This is a genomic window from Almyronema sp. (assembly GCF_052168255.1).
GTDB lineage: Bacteria > Cyanobacteriota > Cyanobacteriia > Phormidesmidales > Phormidesmidaceae > Sphaerothrix > Sphaerothrix epifaneia.
In genome coordinates this window covers 1-20,028 of record NZ_JBQLZL010000043.1, presented here as the reverse complement: position 1 = coordinate 20,028, position 20,028 = coordinate 1, and the positions used below count along the sequence as shown (strand labels likewise).

Below are 20,028 nucleotides of genomic sequence, written 5' to 3'. Positions count from 1 at the left end.
CCAGCAGCGATCGCCATCACACCAAATTTCCAGCGGGCAAATGCTGCTTTAGCAACGCTAAACCTGTTCTCGGTACAGGGCTTGCAACAGGCTATCTAGCTGATCGGCAGAAGCATAGTCTACCAATAGCTCAAACACGTCTAGGAGTTTTGCCGCCTTTTCGCCCATGAGCGGATTGAGATCCCACACGTCTTGTACCCATTCAGGCGCTGCTGTTTCGTCAAAGATTAGACGCTCTATCAGTTGCTTGGTTTCGGTTTTAGAAAGCGGCATGGACGCTAAAGCAGTCAGTGAGGTTTACAAAACAGCCAGGAGCGATGCCTTGGCGTTGTTAGAGGTTGGTTTGGAGCCGTCGATCGCAGTAAGTTTGCGCATCGGCCACCTGCTTATTTTCGCTTTAAAGCCAGCGTCAACCCATCTCCTAAAGGCAACAGGCTGAGGCTGATGCGCTCGTCGTGATGGAGCTTTTGGTTGAGGGCATGAATGCTGCGCGTTCGGTTGTCGGGGTTGGGGGCGGCTACGCGACCTGACCACAACACATTGTCGATGGCAATGAGTCCCCCCGGTCGCACTAGCTGAAGCGATCGCTCGTAATAGTTGTCGTAGTTGCTTTTGTCAGCATCAATAAAGGCAAAGTCAAAGGTATTGGCTTGCCCCGTTGCCAGAAGCTGATCTAAGGTGTCTAGCGCTGGAGCCAATCGCAGCTCAATTTTATCCGCCACGTTGGCTTGCTGCCAGTAGCGACGGGCGATCGCTGTGTAGGCTTCACTGACATCACAGGCGATGATTTTGCCATCAGTCGGTAAGGCCAGGGCGACGGCTAAGGTACTGTAGCCAGTAAACACGCCGACTTCTAAGGTTTTTTTGGCTCCTATTAGCTGCACCAACAGCGCCATCAACTGCCCCTGTTCTGGCGAAATCTGCATTTGCCCCAGCGGATGCTGCTGAGTTTCTTGCCGGAGCTGAGCCATGAGTGGAGGCTCTCGCAGAGAATGGTCGAGCAAATAGCGATAAAGCGTCTCTGAGAGATTCAGAGTTTGACTTGACATAATCTTTCAAACGACAGAGCCGCTATCTGGGCTAAAGAAGGAACTGATCTAAGTGGGAGATTGCTAGGCTTAAGGCATCTTGTTGATTCATACCTGTAAACGGAACCGTTCAAATCCGCCGGAGGGCATAGCTATGGAAACGGCTACGCTGGTACAAATCTCAGCCTTTACCGATTGGATTATTGGCGTTAGCCATGTGCAAAATCTAGGGTATCAGTGCTGGGTCATTAATCCTGAACTAGATTTGTTGAGCGACGGAGCCGTTTATCACACCAGTCTGGCAGCAATGACGGCAGGACGTACTTTTGTCGAGCGATCGCGCTAATTAAAAGCCAGAAATTCGGGCAACTGCATCAGGTTGAAATAAAACAACCCCACAATGATGGCAGTATAAAGAGTTGACGTGCCCAGGCTGAGCCATAGCTCTTGGGTAAAGTTGCGCGGGCGATCGCTAAAAAACAAGTCTCCGGCTCCCCACTGCATCAGCAAAAAGCCTAACAGATTAGACAACCAATAGCCAGCTACGGTTCCTGGCAAAAACCAGTCTGCCTGTAGCCAGCTCAGACCATAGCCAAACCCATAAGCAATCGGTAGGTTAAAGAACAAATCGTTCCACCACGACAGGGGTGACAGCATATAGCCAAGGCCCACCACGAAGCCACCCCATAGTTTTTTCCGCATCAACTACACATCACTTGGCGCATTGTCTTCATATTGCCAGGTAAATCGTGTTTCATCGCCTGCTCAATCAAAAAGCTGGGCACTGGAATCAGCGCAGCGGCCTGCACGGCATAGGTCAACAGCGTACCTTGACAAAAAGCCTGTAGCGTCAGGTCAGCGGCAAAGTCTGAAAAGGTTCCTTTCTCTAGGCGAAATAAAAGCTGCTGCGATCGCGTTTCAAACACCTTGAGGTAAATTTCCACTTCTGCCGTCAGCATCAAAAAATGCTTGCGCCCCACCTGATACAAGCGCTTTCCCGCCGTTAAGCCAGCAGTCTCCAAAAGCTGACTTTCAACAATATCCGGAAAGTACTCAACCCAGCGCGGATAATCCGTTAATTGATCCCAGACTTGGTCTTGAGACAACGGCAGATACATCTGGGCGACGACAGAACCGCCGCCCAAGCGATAAGGCTTGGTCTGAGTCAATACCTCCCCAGCGACGAGAGCCTGCTCCGCTGTTTGCAATACCGGACGACCAGGCGAGTTGTGCGCAAAGACTTTAGCAGTATTGACCATACCCAACAATTCCTCCTAACACCTTCTCCAGCTTTACGTTAGCGATATCAGCCAGCAAATTTACTGATGACCCAATACAGCTTGATGGAGAACCTATGCCGTATTATCTCTAGTCTCATGGCTAAAACCATCAGGCTAGCGTGATTTGTCGTTAAATTTTCAATGAACTTTGAGATCAATGCCAAAATAAAAACGCCCTACGCTTTAACAAGATCAGTATTTCTGGCGACCTATGAATTCTTCTTCAAATTTAGCGATTAGAATCTTCTTAACCACCCTGGGCGTTATTTTGGTTTTAGCAGCTATCATTCTGCTGCTGCGCGGCTTTGGTGTGATTAGTCAAATTCCAGGCTATGTGATTTGGGCATTGGTTCTCATTGCGGTAGGCACTGGTATTTTGGGAGGACTGCGCAGCAGCCCTTAAATAGCTGAGTTAGCTACACACCCCCCGCAAAATTGGGTAGTCACCCGAAGGCAGCTTAGAACGTTATCTACCCCTCTGCGACCTTAAAAATAGACAAAAGTTCCTATGATGTCTCGCTTACAGCTAGATACCCAACTCTTTCTAGGCGTTTTGGCAGCTACGTTGCTAGTGTGGATACTGCGTGGCCTGACGCTGTTGGCCTTTTTGCCAGGAATGGTGCTGTGGCTTTTAATCCTTTTATGCTTCGCCAGTGGTATTTTTTTGCTACTGCGGCGGATACGCTAGCAGTGAAGCTACTGCTGCGGTGATTCGTAAGCAGCAGGCGCAAGGCGTTTGCCATTTTGCCGTTCGCTTAAAGGCTCTATGCCCATCGCTTTGCCCACTGAAACATTTAACTGATCGCCAATTAGCAGCACCAAAGAACTGAGATACAGCCAAAGCATCAGCACAATCACGGCCCCGACAGCGCCATAAACCTTGTTGTAATTACCAAAGTGAGACACGTAAAGGCGGAACGCAGAAGATAGCCCAGCCCAGGCTAAAGCGGCTAGCACAGCGCCAGGAATCAGCGGTTTACCAGGTGACCAGCGACTAGGCCCGAAGCGGTAAATAAAGGCAATGGTAACGGAGAGAATGCCCAAAGCCGTTGGTAAACTGAGCCAGCGCCAAATTCTTAAGATCCAGTATTCAATCGTGGCTCCACTTTGAAAAGCCAGTTTAAAGATGATGATTTCGCTAATCAGGAATAAGCTAGAAGCCAAAATAATTAGCAGAATTGTCCCTGCCGTCAATCCCAAAGAAACCAGCTTGGCTTTCCAAAAAGGCCGCATTCGCCGACTGGGAATTTGGTGAATTTGATCGAGCGCCCGCATAGCAGCGCTAATGGCACCGGAAGACGCCCACAAAGCCACTAAAAAGCTAATAGAAAATAAGCTGCGGTTTTGGCTGTTGCTAATTTCGCCAGCAAAGTTTTGAATCAGGGTCAAGGCTTCTTGGGGGGCAATTTCGCTCAACTGCCAGGCCAGCCGATCGAAAGTTTCTCGCAAGGTGCCGATCAAACCGATAGCCGTCAGCACCGCCAGAATTGAAGGAAATAGCCCCAGCATTGAATAGTAAGCCATTTCAGCCGCCAACCCAGGTAAGCGCTGCTCGAAGGTGCAAACAATCACCTCTCGAATGGTGGCGAAATTAATGTGGCACAGAAACCGCCAGAAAGCGCGAATTGAAAGCGATCGCCTTAAACGACGCAGAGACATAGCCGGGAGACACCCCAGGTGAAAGGTTGCTTGGAAGGTATTGCGAATCGTCGCGTTTAGCAGGGTGGTTCGCTCGTGCATCAGTTCCTGTCACCGAGTGGCGAGAGATAGCGTTACAGAAGCAGACTCCCTAACGCTAGTTGATCTAAATAGTAGAACTGATCTGAGAAAATACGGATTCTTGGACACCCTCTAATCAATTTTCAATCAGTGATTAAGCGTTGATAAACTCAAGCGTCGAGCTTTTTCAACTGGCACAACTGTCGATAGACTTGACCGGGTAAATTCTTAAGTAGCTTCACCCTACTGAGTGCAAAAACTACATCGGTACGAAAACAGGCAATCCCCAAACTGTTACCTGCTGCCAAAGATATTGAGTTTTATCAAAACAGAAAAAAGTCATCTATCTTGAGAATGAAATTTGGGTACCTTTACTTGAAAGTGCTAGGATTTTTCCAATCTGTATTTAGCAGTAGCCTATCAAGCATTCCAGACAGTGATTGTACCTATGGAACAGAAGCTGAAAGATTTAGTGGGTCAACCCAACGTATGGTTGTTTCTCAAAAGCAGTGGGGGTTGGTTTAAGGATGTCCACATTTTGGACGTCAGCGCTGAAGTGGTCACTTTTCGCTACGAACACGAGTCCAACGACGAAAAGCGGCTTTGGGAGAAAACCACCCGTTTAGAAAACGTGGCGGAGGTTGAGGTTAAGCTGTTGGCCATGCCAAAAGACGGCAAGCAAGTTTCTCAGCTTAAAGACCAGCTCTCACAACTGCTAGAGCAAGATCGGCAGTAGTGAGTGCCTGTGGACTGCTTCAAATCAGAACAGCCCACTCAAAGTCTGAGTGGGCTGTCTAAGGAGCTAATGCTTGCCTGAGACGTGACTTGAGCGCAAAGTGAAGCGATCTTATTCGGTCGTTTCGCCTTCCGTCTCTTCTCCTTCCATTTCTCCCTCTTCCATCGGGGTTTCATCAACGGCACCGTCTTCCATGGGTGCCTCATCAACCGACTCATCCAGCGTGGGGTCTTCAGGGGTAGTGGTGTTGCCACAAGCAACGGTAGTTACCATCAGTCCCAGAAATAGCGGTAGTAGCAGCAGTAATCTTTTCATACGATTCTCCAGTTGTTAAATCCAGCGATATTGAGATGTAGACAACGACTTGCGTTAATCGAAGTATTGCAATTCCATGGGGCGGCGGCATCTGTCCTGCGCTAGAGGGCAAGTTTGCAGGCAGATAGAGGCGATTTCACGCCAATTGCTAAAAAATTATGGGCGTGAGCTAACTGGACGAAATAAGTGGTCATGCTCTGGATTGTAGAGGCGCGATCGCTGCTGAGTGGCCATCAACGCTGGGCTAACAATATAAAGTGTCGTCCGAACTAAATTTTCAGCCAGAGTGACGGTAGCCATTTCAGCTAAAGGCACCAGGCGGATTTTTTCGTCTGGCCAACCAACCCGAAAACAAATGGCAACTGGAGTTTCAGCCGGATAGTGCAGCATTAGCTTGGCCTGGGCAGCCTCTACATGACGGGCACTTAGGTAAAGACAGAGGCTGGCTTGGTGGGCTGCGAGGGTGGCTAACTCTTCAGCCTCAGGCACTTGGGTACGTCCACTAATGCGAGTCAGGATGATAGATTGCACCAAACCAGGAACAGTCAGCTCCAAATTGAGCTTGGCAGCCGCTGCTTGAAAAGCACTGATGCCAGGTACAACTTCAAAGGGAATGGCAGCAGCGGCTAGCGCTTGGATTTGTTCATGCATAGCGCTGTAAAGACAGGGATCGCCTGAGTGCAGACGAACTACGGATTTTTGAGCCTGTACTTGCGCAATCATCAGCGGCAAAATCGCCTCTAGTGTCAGGCTGGCAGTGCCAATGCGTTCAGCCTCAGGGCGAGTCATCGCTAGCAGTTGCTTGGGAACAAGAGAATTGGCATAAAGAATCACATCTGCTTGCTGGAGCAGCCGTTGGGCTTTTATTGTGAGCAACTCCGGATCGCCGGGGCCAGACCCGACAATGTAGACAGCCGGACGTAGCGCCGATGTAGCGGCGATCGCGGCTGGCTTAGGAGTATCGGCAGGAAGATCAGCGGTAGACATAGAGGCTAAACAATAAAAACTGCGCAGTTGGGGGCTTCTAGTCTAACTGAATGCATTTGCAGACTGATAGCTAAAGGCAGCGAAAGGTAAAAGCTAAGGGCAGAAGGCAGAAGGAATGTTTTTTGTTGGCGGCTTTCAGCTATTGCAGGGGGGCAACGCTTGGGGCTACAGCGATCACCCTAAAACTCTCGTTTGGCTAACTGGCGCGATCGATAAACAGCTATTGACAGGCCACTCGCCAGAATCAAACCGCCAATGCCAACATAGAGTGACAGACGGGCGTTGGCTCTAATTTCGTCCATAAAATCAGCTTCAGGAATGACCGTCACAATTAACCAATCTACGGTCGGCTGAGTATTCACCTGATCAATATCAGTCAGATAGCGATCGCCTTCAAGTTGAAATAAACTATTTTGTTCAGTTGTTAGCTGGTCAAACTGGCCAAACTTTTGCAGTAAATGTCTGGTTGCAGCCCGAATGGCAGGATCTTGGCTATCAATGGCCGCTTGTCGTTCAATCTCGTCACCCTGGTTAACAAAGCCTGGTGTATTGGCGGCGGAGCTAGCCACAATCAGTCCCTGACTGTCGATAATAAACGCCTGACCAGAGCGGCTAATGTCTAACTGTTGCAAAAACTCGCTAATTTGGGTGAGCAGCAAATCCGTTGAAATGACCCCTTGTAGTTGGCCTTGGGCATCGTGAACGGGTACCGCTGCCGATACCCCCAGCACGAGTTCATCATCAGAGCGCCTGAAGGCATAAACCGGACTCCAGCTATTTTCACCTGTTTGTGCGGCTATCTGGTACCAAGGACGAAGACGTGAATCGTAGGCGGTTGAACGCAGCAGTTCACCTCGCTCTCCGGTGGTGCTCAGGCGATAGTCTAGGCGATCGCTAGATTGGCTTTGATCTTGCAGCCAGTATTCGAACTGTTGCCCAGCCGAGTGTTGCAAGCCAACAAAGTTACCGGATTGGCTGCCAAAGTAAATACTTTGGCCAGTCAAAAAACTTAAATGACGCCAAAAGTAGCGACCTAGGCCGTCTAAATCGTTGGGCAGCAGTTCGCCAGCAGCCATTGCCTGACGAGTCAGATTGGGCAATACATAGGCATTTTCTAGATAAGTAACTACTCGCTGTTGAATATTGTGGCTAACCGTTTGACTAAGCTGAGCCGTGAGCGTGCGTATTGCTTGTTGGCCACCGCGAAACGAAAACCAGCCCACTAGGCCGTTGGCAAATAAACCCCCAATCGCGATCGCCAGCGCGGCTGCAATCAGACGCAACTGTTGTTTCATCACCATTAGCCGATGTTGCTCTCGCTTAGCCGCCCGGTCGGCAGCCGCTCGACTCGCTTGCAGAAAAGACTTTTGTAGATCAGAGGGGGGTGGCTGTTTGTTTAGGCGATCGCTTTCTTGTAGCCAATTCTCAGCGATCGCCAACTCACTGCCGCGTAGCAACAAATCTGAATTGCGTTCTTTTTGCTGCCATTCAACGGCTCGCTGCAACCATTGAGTATGACTGCGCAGATAATCGCGATCGGTTTCTAAAACCCGAATGAGCTGACTAAAGCTATCTGTAAATTCCTGCGCCTGCTGGCTAAAATCAAGCCACTGCACTGTTGCCAGCGCAGGCGGCAAATCAGACCCGCTCAAGGTTTGCGCCAGCACGGGTACCAGCCGTTTGTTTAACTTGGCCGCATAGCCAACCTCATCCGCACAGTAAGGCGACTGCACCGAGCGCGGCGACAAAATAAACAAAAAATTATCAGCGCTTTCAATTCCCCGGTAGATCTCTTGCTGAAAGTCAGCTCCAGAGGCAATACTTTCTTGATCAAACCAGGTACATTTTCCCTGAAGCTGCAACGCATCGTTCAACCGACGGGCAAAAGCCGAATCAGCACGCGAATAAGAGATAAAAACATCTAAAGCAGTTGCGGGCGGCTGTCGTAAACTTTCCTGAATAAACTCTACCTGTAAGGCCGTTGGGAAGTGGTGAGGGCGGGCTTGGGCAACTTTGAGCCAAGCTGCCGCATGCCGCAGGTTGTAGCCGCGCAGCAAAATGCTGGGATTGCGCTGTTGTCGCTGCCACTTCAGCGCTTTAGTCAGCAAAACTTTGTGTTCTGCAAAATAAAGCGCATCTTGTCGCAAAATCTTGAGCAGTTCGCTTTCATCTAGCCAAGCGTCTGTAGTCTGCCAACTCTCTGCCAAATCGATGTATTGCAACGTTTTGAGCGCGACCGGAATTTGCTCGGTAGGAACCGGACATACCCGAATAGGAATAATGCGCTTGTTTAATGCCAGAGCATAGTTTAACTCGTGCTGACAGTAGGGTGAAGCGATCGCCTGCGGTGAGAGCAGATAGACAACGTTGTCCGCCTGTTCAATGCCGCAATTGACGGCTTGCTCAAAATCCTCGCCCGTTTGAATGTCAGTGGTATTTGTCCAGACGGTGAACCCTTCTCGGCGCAAAGCATTTAGAATTTTGTGCAGACTTGTCTGGTCAGCTTCTGCATGGGCTAAAAACACCTGCGTCATTAGACCATTAGCGTTTTTAGTGCTTTCAGTAATGAACTCAGCCTGCAAATCAGTCGGCCAGCAAGGTGGCTGTTGCGGGCTAAACTTTGTGGTTAACCAGGCTTCGGCTTGCTGCCGCGTTTCGCCAATTAATAAATAGCGTGCCTGTTTTTGCTGGCGCTGCCAGGTTAAAGCCAGATCTAAAAATTGTGTGTGTTGATGGACGTAGTCTTTTTGTCGTTCAAAAACAGCCAGTAAAGCCTGAAAGGCTGGCTCAAAGTCATCAATCCCATCTCGAAAATAAACCCAGTTAATTTTACTAATAACCGGATGCATGTTGACGAAGCTAGCGTGCTTGCCTGCCGCCTGGTAAGCTTGCCAATCTGCTTCAGTTCCCATAGGGTGACGCTGCTGCCAGGTTGCTCGGCTAATTTCTTCAACGTGTAAGAGGGGGATGATGCGCTTGTTGTAAGCAACAGCTCGATCAACTTCTAGACGACAGTAAGGCGAATTGACAGCGTGAGGCGAAATGATTGAAAGAAAGTTGTGCGACCGTTCAATGCCGACGTCAATTTGCTGTTGGTAGTCAACTCCCAGCGGAATATCGTCAAAGTCAAACCAGACTTCATAGCCTGCTTCGATCAGGCGTTGATTTAGCGTTTGGGCGAACTGCTTGCTATCGGCTCTGCCATAAGAAATAAACGCGTCTTGAAACTGACCCATGTTTCCAAGTTCCTTTAGCGTTTTGTCACAAGTCTCTCCCATTAAGGCATGAGTCCCCCAGGATGAGGCTTGGCTTCTGAGTTTTTTAACAGCTCCCTAAGCTGATAGCCGCTGGTGCGGGAGCGCTGATGATTTGTCTGGAAATCTAGACAAATTCAACAAACGGTAGCTTTAGCTACAGAAATTTAATTTAGATTAGAAAGAGAGGCCATCACTACTTTCATTTATCGGTTTCAAACTATGACGACTGCAACCAAAAACACTCACTTTTTTGCGGATAGCCAGCACCAGGCTAATATAGCTGCAGCTTTGGCTCATCGGATTGAGGTAGCTCAGGCAAACCGCGACAGCAGGCTACTCAGCTTATTAGAACGAGAAAAGCAACAGCTCGAAGCTTGGAGTCACTCTACCCCCCGTTTGCACGGAGGGCAAAGAATTCAGCAGTGGCTACAAGCGATTCGGCAGCAATGGCGGCAGCGATCGCAGCTCCAGGTTAAGCTAACACAAGACGCTGACGGTAACCGCTGGTGGTATGCACACGATCCGCGGACGGGCAAAACCCTTTACGCCGAATCTGCCGCCGACGTCATGTGCTGGATTGAAGAACATCGATTGGGGACTTAAGCTGCGGCGATCGCCTGCGCTAACAAGCCTTTGAATAGACGAATACCGTCAGTTCCGCCAAGCACTGGGTCAGCCGCCCGTTCTGGGTGAGGCATCATGCCCAGTACATTACCTGCGGCGTTGCAGATGCCCGCAATGTGATGAAGCGAACCGTTGGGATTGCTTGACTCATCGACCGTGCCATCGCTGTGGCAATAGCGCAAAAGTATCTGGTTGTTGTCTTCGAGCGTTTTCAGCGTTTCTGCGTCTGCGTAGTAGCAGCCTTCGCCGTGAGCAATGGGCAGTGTGATCACTTCATGGGTTTGATACTGCTGCATCCAGGGAAGATCGCTACGTTCAACTTTGAGCGGCACGCGATCGCAGATAAAGTGCAGATTACGATTACGCACCAACGCACCGGGCAGTAGCCCAACTTCGGTCAAAATCTGAAAGCCGTTGCAAATGCCCACTACTGGCTTACCCTGTTGGGCATGGGCGATGGTCGCCTGCATGGCTGCCGAAAACTGTGCGATCGCCCCACAGCGTAAATAGTCGCCATAGCTAAAGCCGCCCGGTACAATCACGACGTCAATATCAGAGAGATCGCTGTCTTCATGCCAGACGAGGCGAGTCGGGACGTTGAGCAGATCACGGGTGACATAAGCAACATCGCGATCGCAGTTAGAACCCGGAAAAACAATAATGCCAAATTTCATCGCGAATAAATGTCAGAGCGGTTGACCGAACGGAGATCTCAATTTCAGATATCGCCCTTCTGGGGAAAGTGTCGCTAAGCGATCGCAGACAGCGCCTGCAGCTCAAACCGATAGTTCTCAATTACCGGATTCGCCAGTAGCTGATCACACATGCGATCGAGCTGTTGCCGAGCCGCGTCTTCATTTTCAGCCGTAAGCGACACCTCAATGTATTTGCCGATGCGCACCTGCTCAACGTTGGTGTAGCCCATATGCGTTAAGCCAGAGCGAACTGCTGTTCCTGCCGGATCCAGAACAGAGGGGCGTAGCGTAACGTAAATCTTAGCCTGATACGGGTGTGACACAGCAATCTCTAACAACGGCAACGCCTTTCGATCCTACCGCATCTAGGTCTGACAGGGGCTAAGCTGCAAGAATAAAAGAAACGGCAGAGGCGAGAGAGAATGAAAGCGCGACGAACCCGTAGCCAAGACCAGGTTCTGAGGGTGTTGCAGTCCTTAGAACGGGGCATTTCTGCCCAAGATCTCTACATAGAGCTGCGGCAGCAAAATCGCAGTATGGGGCTGGCTACCGTTTACCGGGCGCTAGAGGCTCTCAAGTTAGAAGGTGTGGTTCAGGTGCGTACGCTTTCTAATGGCGAATCGTTGTACAGTTCTGTTCAAGAAGATCGCCATCATCTCACCTGTCTCCAGTGTGGCACTTCAATCGCGATTGATGAATGTCCGGTACATGAGCTAGAAGCACATCTTAACCAGTCGCATCAGTTCAAAATTTTTTACCACACCCTAGAATTTTTTGGCCTCTGCCCCAACTGCCAAGCCGAAGGCGCAAAGACGGCTAATTCGGTTTCTTAGCCCGGTCAAGAATCACCAAATGTATCAGTTTTATTGAACCCTAAGATTTTTTATTTTAATTTCGTCACTTTTTAATCTTGACCCACTTCGCCTCGTACAATGAGGTTTGGCTGTAAAAACGATACCTTGCAAAGGAGATTGACAATGCCACAAGCTGTTGGCTCACTTGAAACAAAAGGTTTTCCGCCTGTGCTGGCAGCAGCAGATGCCATGGTCAAGGCAGGGCGGGTAACGTTGGTTAACTACATTCGGGCGGGGAGCGCTCGATTTGTCGTCAATATCCGAGGGGATATCTCTGAAGTTAAAGCAGCAATGGCAGCCGGGGTAGAAGCGGCTGAAAACGCCCCTGGGGGTGTTTTAGAAACCTGGGTAATTATTCCGCGTCCTCACGAAAACGTGGTAGCCGTTTTGCCAATTGACTTTGATGAGAGTGTCGAGCGCTTCCGTCAGGCGGTTGAGGTGCCTATTCTTCCCGGTCGCAGTTCATAAAAGGGCGACCTTGGGGGGTGGCTTTTAATCGTCACTAAAGATAACAGCCGTTGGCTCTAAAACGCAGATAACATAGTTTTCTTTGGCACAGATAACGACCACTTCGTCGCTGTGTTGCGAAAGCTTGGCTGCAATTTTAATCGCTTCGTCAGCATTTTTTTCTTTGCGATAGAGACTGTAGAGGCTGTCTTGAAACTGAATGCCGACGAGGGGGGCTGCGAGATCGCTAACGCTTAGTCGGCAGGGTTGAAACAAGGCGCGATCGCGTAAGACGGTACAGGGAGAAGGCCCAAATACAGGAGAAATAGGCCGCATCTGCTTGGCCGGAGCAAGTTGGGCACCGGGTTCTTGCAGCCACGCCGCATAGCCTTTAGGTGTTTGCGTAATCACCACTTCTTCACCCCGACCACTCAAAATCGCCGCAATTTTGAGGGCTTTGCTGCCTTCTGGCACACTTTTGAAAAAGCTATAAAACTTACCGTCTAAGGCGATCGCCGCTAGCCGCTTTTCCACATCAGCAACCACAATATGGCAGGGGCTATACTGCTCTCGACCGAGCAGCAGGCGACACTGAGCAATTTTTTGAGCAGGCGCGATGGAGGAAGGAGTAGACGGTTGCACGAGCATTAAGTCTCTATAGCGATAAATAAGGGCAAAAGCCTGTTTACTTGGCGTTGAATCCGCCGCCAAGGTTGTGACCAGCGTTTTTGCCGAGCGTAAATTTTTGACGACTCGCCTCACAACCCGCTGCTTTAGCCAGTGAATGCTGGCAGATGACGAGGGTATACAGTCAGCGTGCCCCCTGGTTAACTTTCTTAACATATTTTTCAGACTTGTCGGCTACTATCTAGGCTAAACGTCTTGAACCGTTGGGTAATCGTCTATGAACAGCTTTTCAGCTCAAGACCCTTTGTCAGCACCGCTTTACCAGCAAAATCCTTTAGATAGGTTTTCTCAACGGGCGGATGACTATGCGCGGTATCGACCTAGCTACCCAACGGCTGCGATCGCTGATGTTTTAGCCGAGCTATCGCCACCGATTCGGGCGGCTGACATCGGTGCTGGAACAGGTATTGCGGCTCGATTGCTGGCCGAAGCCGGAGCACAAGTCATCGCCATTGAGCCAAATGCCGCCATGCAGCAGGCGGCCATTCCCCATCCTCTAGTTACTTACCAAACGGCAACCGCAGAGGCGACGGGGCTGATGCGCGGTTCGCTAGATTTAGTGACTTGCTTTCAGTCGTTTCACTGGTTTCATCCCGAAGCTAGCTTGCAAGAATTTCACCGTATTTTGCGCCCTGCAGGCCGTTTGGCCTTGGTATGGAACGATCGCGACGAATCAGACGCTTTTACCGCCGCCTACAGTCAGATGGTGCGTCAGGCTACTGGCAACCGCTACCCCCATCATGAACATCGACGGGCTTTAGATGTGGTTGAAGCTAGCCCTCTGTTGGGTTCTTTCCGGCACCACACCTATGCCTATCGCCAAGCCTTGAACTTAACTGCTTTACTAGGGCGTTGCCGCAGTTCTTCCTACGTGCCCCAACAAGGGGAAGCCTATCAGCAGTTGGTTGCTGAGCTGAAACATTTGTACGAGGACTTCGCAGGCGATCGCGACCGGATTGACTTGTTCTACACCACCCATGTTTATCTGGCAGAAACGCAGCCTGCTTAAGGCTAAACCAGAGATTGACCAGCGGCTGATTTAAACTTGCTAATAGAGGATTGCTCATCCTAGTTAGAGACAGGCGCAGCTAGGGCTGCTGCTGAGGTGTCAGCGTGGAAACGATTCAACTTCGCCAACTCAATCACCTGTCTCCAGCGGATCGCTTTCTCGTCGGTGACAAGATTTTTTATCTTAGCCAGTTGGCTCAGCAAGGAGAGCAAATTGCCCCAGGCTGGGTTGTCTTGCCTCTTAGTTTTCGCCAGTTTATTGAAGCGACCAGTCGTTTAGAACCTTTTTTGGCCGATCTATCGACCTCGTCGCTCCATCTCAATATTGGCAATGCGCTACAACTACAGGCTGTAGCCGGACGAATTCAGCAAGCCTTGCAAGCCACGCCGCTACAGTGGTCGGGGCAACCGCTGGTAAATTTGTTGGCGAACCAGGCGTTGATTCTCAGACCTTCAGTGAGTTTAGCCAAAAGGACTTCGCCCCTCAGTTTGGCGGCGTTGGGTGGCTTACTACCCGCGCAAACGTGTTGGGCTACACCAGCGGCATTGTGTACTACCCTGAAGACCATTTGGGCTGAGGTTTTTAGTGCTAAAAGCCTGTTTTACTGGCAGCGATCGCAGATTCAAATACAAGATATTCAGCTAGCTGTTCTCATTCAGCCGTTACTGCCAGCCAGTTTTGCAGGGCGGTTACAGCGCAGTCAGGATCGCACGCAAATTTGGGTTGTGTCAGGCTTGGGTAAGACACTGACGCAAGGAGAGGCGATTCCTACCCGCTACTCCATTGAGCAGGGGCAGCTTCGTGACCGACAGTTAGGGCGGCAGTTGTTACGCCATCAGGTGGCTGATCCCGGCGTTTCAGCTAGCTGTCTCGTGCCTCACTGGTTAGCCGCCGAGATCCACCCGGAGCTAAGTGAAGACGACCTAGACGATCTGATGCGGTTGGCTCAGCGGACAGAAACTATTTTGGGGACTGCTTTAGAACTGGAATGGTTAATGACGGCGTCAGGCGATCTCTACTTGACGCAGGGGCAGCCTCAAACCTGGCGATCGCCCGTCATAGCCCCTGCGAGTGCTTCATCGACGCCAACTCACCCGACGCTACTCACGGGCTTGGCGGCAGCCCCCGGTCAGGCCAATGGCCGAACCATTGTGCTGCGATCGCCTGAGCTACCCGCTTTAGCTGGGCAAATTGTGGTGGCGGCTCAGCTCTTGCCCGATTGGCTCCCGGCCTTACAGCAAGTGGCCGGGGTAATTACCGAAAAGGGCGGCTTAACTTCCCACGGCGCTATTCTGGCGCGAGAACTGGGTATTCCGGCAGTCGTCGGCGTTGCCCAGGCTACCCAGCAGCTTTCAACGGGCGACAACGTTTGGATTGATGGCGATCGCGGCTTGGTGTCTAAAACGGCGTTGCCAGCCGCGATCGCCCAATTTCCCCAACCCCAGCAGCGGCTTAGCGCTAAAAGGCTCTATACCGAACTGTTGGTCAATCTCAGCCAGCCCGCTAGCCTGACCCCGTTAAAGCAAATAGCAGTACCCGTAGATGGCATCGGCCTCCTGCGTTCAGAGCTAATGCTGCTTCCCTTGTTAGAGCAGCAGCATCCTGACTACTGGTTAAAGCAAAACTGGCACGACGAATTAACCACGCGTATTGCCAATCGTCTGAGCCTATTTGCCAAAGCATTCTCCCCCCGCCCAGTTCGTTATCGTTCTCTCGATTTACGCTCCCACGAATTTCAGGACTTGAAGGGTAGCCCACCGACTGAGGCTAACCCCATGTTGGGTCTGCGGGGAGCCTGGCGCTATCAGCACTATCCGGCTTTGTTTGACATTGAACTTAAAGCTATTCAGCAGGTCTATCAGTCAGGACTAACCAACGTTCAGCTTATGCTGCCTTTTGTGCGAACAGTTGAAGAAGTCCACTTTTGCCGCCAACGTTGCGAACAGATCGGGCTTTGGCAGCAAGCTCAGTTTCAGCTTTGGCTAATGGCAGAGGTGCCTTCAGTGCTTTTTTTGCTGTCAGCTTACGCCCAAGCGGGCATTCGGGGCATTGCCATTGGCACAAACGATTTGACCCAGCTTTTGCTTGGGGTCGATCGCGATCGCCCAGAATTTTCAGAACTCTATACAGAATCCCATCCTGCTGTTTTAGCCGCGATCGCACAGCTCATGCAAACAGCCCAACAGCTACAGCTACCTTGCTCAATTTGTGGCCAAGCTCCAGTGCGCTACCCCGAAATGGTGAGGTACTTAGTTGAACTCGGCATTAGCTCTATTTCAGTTGAAGTAGACGCCATAGAGTCAACCCATCGCGCCATCATCCAGGCCGAGCAGCGGCGATCGTAGCCGTCCTTTAGATAAGCCAGTTCGCAAAGATTTCTGCTGCGGTTGCGAGATAACCAAAGCGGAGTGCTTAAATGTGTCATCAGATACTAAAACACTTCAATAATCTTCTGTTTAGCCATGAAGCGAAGACAACTGATTAATTACGCCGCCGTCAGCGCTGGCACAGCTACCGTGCTAGCCGCCTGTGGTCAAGCGGGCGATCCCACCGTGGCTCAATCGGACTCAGCCTCAGCCCTGCCCACTATTCGCTGGCGTATGGCAACCAGTTGGCCCCAGTCACTCGATACGATCTTCGGCGGTGCCCAAACCATTGCTGAGCGCGTCCGCCAGATGACGAGCGGCAAATTTGTTCTAGAGCCGTTTGCAGCGGGTGAGATTGTTCCGGGGCTACAGGTACTCGACGCCGTGCAGGCGGGTACGGTCGAATGCGGTCATACCGCTAGCTATTACTACGTGGGCAAAAATCCAGCCCTGGCCTTTGGCACGACGGTTCCTTTTGGCCTCAATGCCCAGCAGCAAAATGCCTGGTTTTATCATGGCGGCGGGCTAGCTGCTATGCACCAGCTTTATGCTGACTTCGGCGTCATTAACTTTCCTGCCGGAAATACGGGTACGCAAATGGGAGGATGGTTTAAGCGTGAGATTCGCTCTACCAGCGATTTGCAGGGATTGAAAATGCGCATTCCTGGGTTGGGAGGTGAAGTCATGGCGCGGTTGGGGGTCAACGTGCAGGTCTTGCCAGGGGGTGAAATTTATCTGGCTCTAGATCGCGGCGCGATCGATGCTGCAGAGTGGGTTGGCCCTTATGATGACGAAAAGCTCGGTCTGAATGAAGCGGCTGAATTTTATTACTATCCAGGCTGGTGGGAGCCAGGAGCTACGTTGGAGCTACAGGTGAATTTAGACCAGTGGAACAATTTACCCAGCGAATATCAAGAAGTGCTCAAAACGGCCACCTATGAAGCCAACTTAAACATGCTGTCTCAATATGACGCGCTTAACGGGGCAGCGCTCCAGCGTCTCTTAGACAAGGGCACCCAGTTGGTTGCTTACAGCCCAGAAATTATGACAGCAGCAGAGAAGGCAGCCTTTGAACTGTACGAAGAAAATGCGAGCAGCGATGCTACCTTTCGCTCGATCTACGAACAATGGAAACAGTTTCGCGACGAGGTCTACGCTTGGAATCGGGTAAACGAGCTGGGATTTTCTGGTTTTGTAAATAGAGCGAATGCTTAAGGCTGGTGTATAATGGTGACTTTGGAAAGAATTTAACGGAGAGAAAGCTACATGGCGCGATATAGAGGCCCTCGCCTCAGGGTTGTACGCCGACTGGGAGAACTTCCAGGACTGACTCGTAAGTCTCCTCGGAAGGCTTATCCACCCGGACAGCATGGTCAGGCTCGCAAGAAAAAGTCTGAATATGCTATTCGACTAGAAGAAAAGCAAAAGCTGCGTTTCAACTATGGCTTAACTGAAAAGCAGCTACTGCGCTATGTAAAGAAGGCGCGTCGCGCTGGGGGATCAACCGGACAAGTCTTGTTGCAGCTCTTAGAGATGCGCTTAGACAATACGATCTTTCGGTTGGGCATGGCACCTACGATTCCCTCTGCTCGTCAGTTGGTGAACCACGGTCATGTCACCATCAATGGCCGAGTGCTGAGTATTCCTAGCTATCAGTGCCGTCCGGGTGATGTCATCAGTGTGCGAGACAAAGACAATTCTCGCAAGCTAGTTGAAGCCAATCTAGAGTTTCCAGGTTTGGCAAACTTACCAAGCCATCTGGAATTTGATAAAGGCAAGCTGACTGGCAAGGTCAATGGTGTGATTGAGCGTGAGTGGATTGCGCTTAACATCAACGAACTGCTTGTGGTTGAGTACTACTCTCGTCAAGCTTAGATTGCCAATTCAGCCACTGGATTTTCGCTGGCTGATAGCAAGTGGGCGTACTCAAATTCTTACCGCGCAAGTGATAAAAGTTTTCCTCAAGCCCCCCGGATCCGTCAGTCCTGGGGGGTTATTTATCGCTAAAGGCAGAAGGGTGAGGGCAGAATGAGGGGTTGGTGTCAGCGCTTGCAGCACTTGAAGTGTCTCAAAAGTGTCTCAACGCGGGTGGCTACAGCTTTATTTGCGGGCGATCGCGGTGTAGGTAGTGATGTCATTCCAAACGCCTTGGGGAGTGGCGATCGCTTTTAGTTCAGCAAAATATTCTTGTTTAAGCTGGTTAAGCTGAAGCTGAGAAAGGGCTAAAAGGGGACGATCGAAAGGATTTGGGCGATCGCTGGGTAGTCGCCACCACCGTTGTAAGTCTTCTAGGCTGAGGTAACCGCCAAACTGTTTGGCGGTAATTTGAACATGCCGAAAACCTGCTGCTGTCAAAAGCTGCTGAAAGCGTGCTGGCGTTCCTGTGGGCTGGTTCCAATCTCTAAGTTTGACGCCGTAACGGGCAGCAACCCGATTCATCACCATGCTAGCGACAAAGGCGTAGTCTGAAAAGCCATTAACGGCTAGCTGCCCCCCTGGCCGCAGGAGCGTGTACCAGTGCTGTAAAGCAGCCGGAATGTCACTGAGCAAGACCAGCGCTGAGCAGCAAAAGACAACGTCAAAATCAGCGGGTGGCAGCTTGATAGTTTCCACGTCTGCCAGACGCAGTTGCAAGTTGTTTAGCCCTAGCGCTTGTGCTTTTTGGGCAGCTTGCTGGATCATTTCAGCGGCAAAATCGATGCCCAAAACATATCCTTGAGTCCCGACTTGTTGGGCGGCGGCGATCGCCACCAGTCCGGTACCCGTTGCCATATCGACAACCCGCTGAGCGGGTTTTAGCTTCGCTTGGTTGACCAAATGCTGCGCTAAACGCGGATGAAAGTCGCTCTCGCTATCGTAGGTAGCGCTGCGGCCACTGTAGTATCCGGCGAGTTGCTGCTTGATTTCACTATTCATCCTAAGTAGCCTGTCACTTGCAGTTGACGGATGCAACGGGAGTGTTTTTGAGGAATGAGAAACCTTACTTTTTTGGGCAGAATCCTAGCCACCAATTTGAGACATCGTGCGGCTATAGGTGCCTAAAGTGCCGGACTCTCGCTGTTTGTAGTTAATCTCTGGCTTAATGTCTACTAAATGGGCGACGCGATCGCGAATTTCTGTCATCGGCGTTCCGGTTCGCAGCAGCGATCGCAGGTTAACCTGCCCAATTTCGTTGAGCAGACAGGGGCGTAGCCAGCCATCGGCTGACAGGCGCATACGGTTGCAGCGATCGCAGAAACATTCAGACATTTGGCTGATAAAGCCTACCGTTCCCTTAGCACCTGGAATTTGAAAGACATCGGCTGGGCCGTTGCCGCGCACCGCAGCATCGACTAACCCCCAGCGATCGCGAATTTGTTGCCGAATCGCTTCAGAGTCAATCCAGCCTTTTTCACCAAAGAGTGCCCCATTACCAATGGGCATAAATTCAATAAAGCGGACATGCCATTCTCGTTCTAAGGTCAAGGCTGCCAACTCCATCACTTCATGGTCGTTGACCCCTGGGATCACCACCACATTGAGCTTCAGGGGGGCAAAGCCCACGCGATGCGCCGTTTGAATGCCTTGCCAAACTTCGTACCAGCGCGATCGCCCTCGACCGCCCACAATCTGTTGAAAAATGGTGGGATCTAAAGAATCTAAGCTGATGTTGATACGGCGCAAACCTGCCTGATAGAGGGCTGCTGCTTTGTCAGCCAGCAGAAAGGCATTGGTGGTCATCGCCAGATCCGCCGTTTCGGGTAAAGCGGCGATCGCTCGCACAATCTCGACCACATCTGGTCGCAAGAGCGGTTCTCCCCCCGTGAGCCGAAAGCGGGTAAACCCCAAAGGAATAAAAACCGCTTTGAGTAAGGTGAGGAGTTCATCTAGCGTCAGCCAGTCTTGCTGTCGCACATAAGCCAGGTCTTCGCCTTCTGGCATACAGTACTGGCAGCGGAAATTGCAGCGATCGATGAGGCTAATGCGCAGGTAGTCGATGCGGTTGGGCATTGGGTGGGGTGGGGGAGAAGGGGTGGGGGGAGAA

The 20,028-nt window shown here is 51.0% G+C and carries 24 protein-coding genes; 11 read left to right on the top strand and 13 right to left on the bottom strand.

Annotated elements, in window-relative coordinates:
• Positions 1-57: 57 nt before the first annotated feature.
• Both ACTS3T_RS10605 and ACTS3T_RS10600 read right to left on the bottom strand, forming a co-directional pair.
• Entirely contained in the window at positions 58-273 is a 216-nt protein-coding gene (locus ACTS3T_RS10605; RefSeq protein WP_377967039.1) for a hypothetical protein, read from the bottom strand.
• 113 nt (positions 274-386) lie between these two features.
• The gene (locus ACTS3T_RS10600; protein ID WP_377967037.1) at positions 387-1,049 is read right to left on the bottom strand and encodes a class I SAM-dependent methyltransferase; all 663 of its coding nucleotides are present in this window, start codon (positions 1,047-1,049) and stop codon (positions 387-389) included.
• Positions 1,050-1,182: 133 nt separating this feature from the next.
• Between ACTS3T_RS10600 and ACTS3T_RS10595 the strand changes: the two genes are divergently transcribed.
• Entirely contained in the window at positions 1,183-1,374 is a 192-nt protein-coding gene (locus tag ACTS3T_RS10595) for a hypothetical protein (protein ID WP_377967035.1), read from the top strand.
• On the opposite strand, the gene ACTS3T_RS10590 is transcribed toward ACTS3T_RS10595, so the two are convergent.
• Positions 1,371-1,730, bottom strand: coding sequence for a hypothetical protein (locus ACTS3T_RS10590; RefSeq protein WP_377967033.1), 360 nt, complete (start codon positions 1,728-1,730; stop codon positions 1,371-1,373). The genes ACTS3T_RS10595 and ACTS3T_RS10590 overlap by 4 nt on opposite strands.
• Entirely contained in the window at positions 1,730-2,287 is a 558-nt protein-coding gene (locus tag ACTS3T_RS10585; RefSeq protein ID WP_377967031.1) for an SRPBCC family protein, read from the bottom strand. Before ACTS3T_RS10585 ends, ACTS3T_RS10590 begins: the two co-directional genes overlap by 1 nt.
• Positions 2,288-2,519: 232 nt before the next feature.
• Here ACTS3T_RS10585 and ACTS3T_RS10580 point away from each other — a divergent pair, with 232 nt between their 5' ends.
• Both ACTS3T_RS10580 and ACTS3T_RS10575 read left to right on the top strand, forming a co-directional pair.
• A complete protein-coding gene (locus ACTS3T_RS10580; RefSeq protein ID WP_377967029.1) occupies positions 2,520-2,711 on the top strand; it encodes a hypothetical protein in 192 nt (63 codons plus the stop codon).
• Positions 2,712-2,816: 105 nt separating this feature from the next.
• Positions 2,817-2,996: a hypothetical protein gene (locus tag ACTS3T_RS10575; protein ID WP_377967027.1), complete on the top strand. Its 180-nt coding sequence runs from the start codon at positions 2,817-2,819 to the stop codon at positions 2,994-2,996.
• An 8-nt stretch (positions 2,997-3,004) separates the two neighbouring features.
• Here the strand turns inward: ACTS3T_RS10575 and ACTS3T_RS10570 are convergent, their stop codons facing one another.
• Complete coding sequence (locus ACTS3T_RS10570) at positions 3,005-4,048, bottom strand: YihY/virulence factor BrkB family protein (RefSeq protein WP_377967025.1); 1,044 nt, start codon at positions 4,046-4,048, stop codon at positions 3,005-3,007.
• Between the two features lie 427 nt (positions 4,049-4,475).
• Between ACTS3T_RS10570 and ACTS3T_RS10565 the strand changes: the two genes are divergently transcribed.
• Positions 4,476-4,763, top strand: coding sequence for a DUF6679 family protein (locus tag ACTS3T_RS10565; protein ID WP_377967023.1), 288 nt, complete (start codon positions 4,476-4,478; stop codon positions 4,761-4,763).
• 111 nt (positions 4,764-4,874) lie between these two features.
• Here ACTS3T_RS10565 and ACTS3T_RS10560 read toward each other — a convergent pair whose 3' ends face one another.
• The 3 genes from ACTS3T_RS10560 to ACTS3T_RS10550 all read right to left on the bottom strand — a co-directional run bounded on the left by ACTS3T_RS10560 (position 4,875) and on the right by ACTS3T_RS10550 (position 9,301).
• Positions 4,875-5,078 carry a hypothetical protein gene (locus ACTS3T_RS10560; RefSeq protein ID WP_377967021.1) on the bottom strand — a complete coding sequence of 68 codons (204 nt, stop codon included), beginning with the start codon at positions 5,076-5,078 and terminating at the stop codon, positions 4,875-4,877.
• A gap of 156 nt (positions 5,079-5,234) precedes the next feature.
• Complete coding sequence (gene cobM / locus ACTS3T_RS10555) at positions 5,235-6,065, bottom strand: precorrin-4 C(11)-methyltransferase (protein WP_377967019.1); 831 nt, start codon at positions 6,063-6,065, stop codon at positions 5,235-5,237.
• Positions 6,066-6,244: 179 nt separating this feature from the next.
• Complete coding sequence (locus ACTS3T_RS10550; protein ID WP_377967017.1) at positions 6,245-9,301, bottom strand: TIR domain-containing protein; 3,057 nt, start codon at positions 9,299-9,301, stop codon at positions 6,245-6,247.
• A gap of 240 nt (positions 9,302-9,541) precedes the next feature.
• Between ACTS3T_RS10550 and ACTS3T_RS10545 the strand changes: the two genes are divergently transcribed.
• A complete protein-coding gene (locus ACTS3T_RS10545; RefSeq protein ID WP_377967015.1) occupies positions 9,542-9,925 on the top strand; it encodes a hypothetical protein in 384 nt (127 codons plus the stop codon).
• On the opposite strand, the gene purQ is transcribed toward ACTS3T_RS10545, so the two are convergent.
• The gene (gene purQ / locus ACTS3T_RS10540) at positions 9,922-10,620 is read right to left on the bottom strand and encodes a phosphoribosylformylglycinamidine synthase subunit PurQ (RefSeq protein ID WP_377967013.1); all 699 of its coding nucleotides are present in this window, start codon (positions 10,618-10,620) and stop codon (positions 9,922-9,924) included. The two genes, ACTS3T_RS10545 and purQ, sit on opposite strands and share 4 nt — an antisense overlap.
• Before the next feature lie 74 nt (positions 10,621-10,694).
• Positions 10,695-10,964: a phosphoribosylformylglycinamidine synthase subunit PurS gene (gene purS, locus ACTS3T_RS10535; RefSeq protein WP_377967011.1), complete on the bottom strand. Its 270-nt coding sequence runs from the start codon at positions 10,962-10,964 to the stop codon at positions 10,695-10,697.
• A 99-nt stretch (positions 10,965-11,063) separates the two neighbouring features.
• Between purS and ACTS3T_RS10530 the strand changes: the two genes are divergently transcribed.
• On the top strand, positions 11,064-11,474 hold the full coding sequence (locus ACTS3T_RS10530; RefSeq protein WP_377967009.1) for a Fur family transcriptional regulator: 411 nt from the start codon (positions 11,064-11,066) through the stop codon (positions 11,472-11,474).
• Between the two features lie 144 nt (positions 11,475-11,618).
• Entirely contained in the window at positions 11,619-11,963 is a 345-nt protein-coding gene (locus tag ACTS3T_RS10525; protein ID WP_377967007.1) for a carbon dioxide-concentrating mechanism protein CcmK, read from the top strand.
• 24 nt (positions 11,964-11,987) lie between these two features.
• On the opposite strand, the gene ACTS3T_RS10520 is transcribed toward ACTS3T_RS10525, so the two are convergent.
• Positions 11,988-12,785 (bottom strand): hypothetical protein, encoded by a 798-nt coding sequence (locus ACTS3T_RS10520; RefSeq protein ID WP_377967005.1) that lies wholly within the window; start codon positions 12,783-12,785, stop codon positions 11,988-11,990.
• Between the two features lie 61 nt (positions 12,786-12,846).
• Between ACTS3T_RS10520 and ACTS3T_RS10515 the strand changes: the two genes are divergently transcribed.
• The 4 genes from ACTS3T_RS10515 (at position 12,847) to rpsD (ending at position 17,879) form a co-directional block, all read left to right on the top strand.
• Entirely contained in the window at positions 12,847-13,638 is a 792-nt protein-coding gene (locus tag ACTS3T_RS10515) for a class I SAM-dependent methyltransferase (protein ID WP_377967003.1), read from the top strand.
• A gap of 104 nt (positions 13,639-13,742) precedes the next feature.
• Positions 13,743-15,983, top strand: a complete 2,241-nt coding sequence (locus ACTS3T_RS10510; RefSeq protein ID WP_377967001.1) for a putative PEP-binding protein — start codon at positions 13,743-13,745, stop codon at positions 15,981-15,983.
• Between the two features lie 117 nt (positions 15,984-16,100).
• Complete coding sequence (locus tag ACTS3T_RS10505; protein WP_377966999.1) at positions 16,101-17,219, top strand: TRAP transporter substrate-binding protein; 1,119 nt, start codon at positions 16,101-16,103, stop codon at positions 17,217-17,219.
• Positions 17,220-17,270: 51 nt separating this feature from the next.
• Positions 17,271-17,879, top strand: a complete 609-nt coding sequence (gene rpsD / locus ACTS3T_RS10500) for a 30S ribosomal protein S4 (RefSeq protein ID WP_377966997.1) — start codon at positions 17,271-17,273, stop codon at positions 17,877-17,879.
• A 225-nt stretch (positions 17,880-18,104) separates the two neighbouring features.
• On the opposite strand, the gene ACTS3T_RS10495 is transcribed toward rpsD, so the two are convergent.
• Both ACTS3T_RS10495 and moaA read right to left on the bottom strand, forming a co-directional pair.
• On the bottom strand, positions 18,105-18,920 hold the full coding sequence (locus ACTS3T_RS10495) for a methyltransferase domain-containing protein (RefSeq protein ID WP_377966995.1): 816 nt from the start codon (positions 18,918-18,920) through the stop codon (positions 18,105-18,107).
• 84 nt (positions 18,921-19,004) lie between these two features.
• Positions 19,005-19,994 carry a GTP 3',8-cyclase MoaA gene (gene moaA / locus ACTS3T_RS10490; protein ID WP_377967189.1) on the bottom strand — a complete coding sequence of 330 codons (990 nt, stop codon included), beginning with the start codon at positions 19,992-19,994 and terminating at the stop codon, positions 19,005-19,007.
• Positions 19,995-20,028: the final 34 nt, after the last annotated feature.

Coding starts and splice junctions, on each gene's coding strand:
- ACTS3T_RS10605 (WP_377967039.1), bottom strand. CDS start 273: ATGCCGCTTTCTAAAACCGAAACCAAGCAACTGATAGAGCGTCTAATC.
- ACTS3T_RS10600 (WP_377967037.1), bottom strand. CDS start 1,049: ATGTCAAGTCAAACTCTGAATCTCTCAGAGACGCTTTATCGCTATTTG.
- ACTS3T_RS10595 (WP_377967035.1), top strand. CDS start 1,183: ATGGAAACGGCTACGCTGGTACAAATCTCAGCCTTTACCGATTGGATT.
- ACTS3T_RS10590 (WP_377967033.1), bottom strand. CDS start 1,730: ATGCGGAAAAAACTATGGGGTGGCTTCGTGGTGGGCCTTGGCTATATG.
- ACTS3T_RS10585 (WP_377967031.1), bottom strand. CDS start 2,287: ATGGTCAATACTGCTAAAGTCTTTGCGCACAACTCGCCTGGTCGTCCG.
- ACTS3T_RS10580 (WP_377967029.1), top strand. CDS start 2,520: ATGAATTCTTCTTCAAATTTAGCGATTAGAATCTTCTTAACCACCCTG.
- ACTS3T_RS10575 (WP_377967027.1), top strand. CDS start 2,817: ATGATGTCTCGCTTACAGCTAGATACCCAACTCTTTCTAGGCGTTTTG.
- ACTS3T_RS10570 (WP_377967025.1), bottom strand. CDS start 4,048: ATGCACGAGCGAACCACCCTGCTAAACGCGACGATTCGCAATACCTTC.
- ACTS3T_RS10565 (WP_377967023.1), top strand. CDS start 4,476: ATGGAACAGAAGCTGAAAGATTTAGTGGGTCAACCCAACGTATGGTTG.
- ACTS3T_RS10560 (WP_377967021.1), bottom strand. CDS start 5,078: ATGAAAAGATTACTGCTGCTACTACCGCTATTTCTGGGACTGATGGTA.
- cobM (WP_377967019.1), bottom strand. CDS start 6,065: ATGTCTACCGCTGATCTTCCTGCCGATACTCCTAAGCCAGCCGCGATC.
- ACTS3T_RS10550 (WP_377967017.1), bottom strand. CDS start 9,301: ATGGGTCAGTTTCAAGACGCGTTTATTTCTTATGGCAGAGCCGATAGC.
- ACTS3T_RS10545 (WP_377967015.1), top strand. CDS start 9,542: ATGACGACTGCAACCAAAAACACTCACTTTTTTGCGGATAGCCAGCAC.
- purQ (WP_377967013.1), bottom strand. CDS start 10,620: ATGAAATTTGGCATTATTGTTTTTCCGGGTTCTAACTGCGATCGCGAT.
- ACTS3T_RS10530 (WP_377967009.1), top strand. CDS start 11,064: ATGAAAGCGCGACGAACCCGTAGCCAAGACCAGGTTCTGAGGGTGTTG.
- ACTS3T_RS10525 (WP_377967007.1), top strand. CDS start 11,619: ATGCCACAAGCTGTTGGCTCACTTGAAACAAAAGGTTTTCCGCCTGTG.
- ACTS3T_RS10520 (WP_377967005.1), bottom strand. CDS start 12,785: ATGTTAAGAAAGTTAACCAGGGGGCACGCTGACTGTATACCCTCGTCA.
- ACTS3T_RS10515 (WP_377967003.1), top strand. CDS start 12,847: ATGAACAGCTTTTCAGCTCAAGACCCTTTGTCAGCACCGCTTTACCAG.
- ACTS3T_RS10505 (WP_377966999.1), top strand. CDS start 16,101: ATGAAGCGAAGACAACTGATTAATTACGCCGCCGTCAGCGCTGGCACA.
- rpsD (WP_377966997.1), top strand. CDS start 17,271: ATGGCGCGATATAGAGGCCCTCGCCTCAGGGTTGTACGCCGACTGGGA.
- ACTS3T_RS10495 (WP_377966995.1), bottom strand. CDS start 18,920: ATGAATAGTGAAATCAAGCAGCAACTCGCCGGATACTACAGTGGCCGC.
- moaA (WP_377967189.1), bottom strand. CDS start 19,994: ATGCCCAACCGCATCGACTACCTGCGCATTAGCCTCATCGATCGCTGC.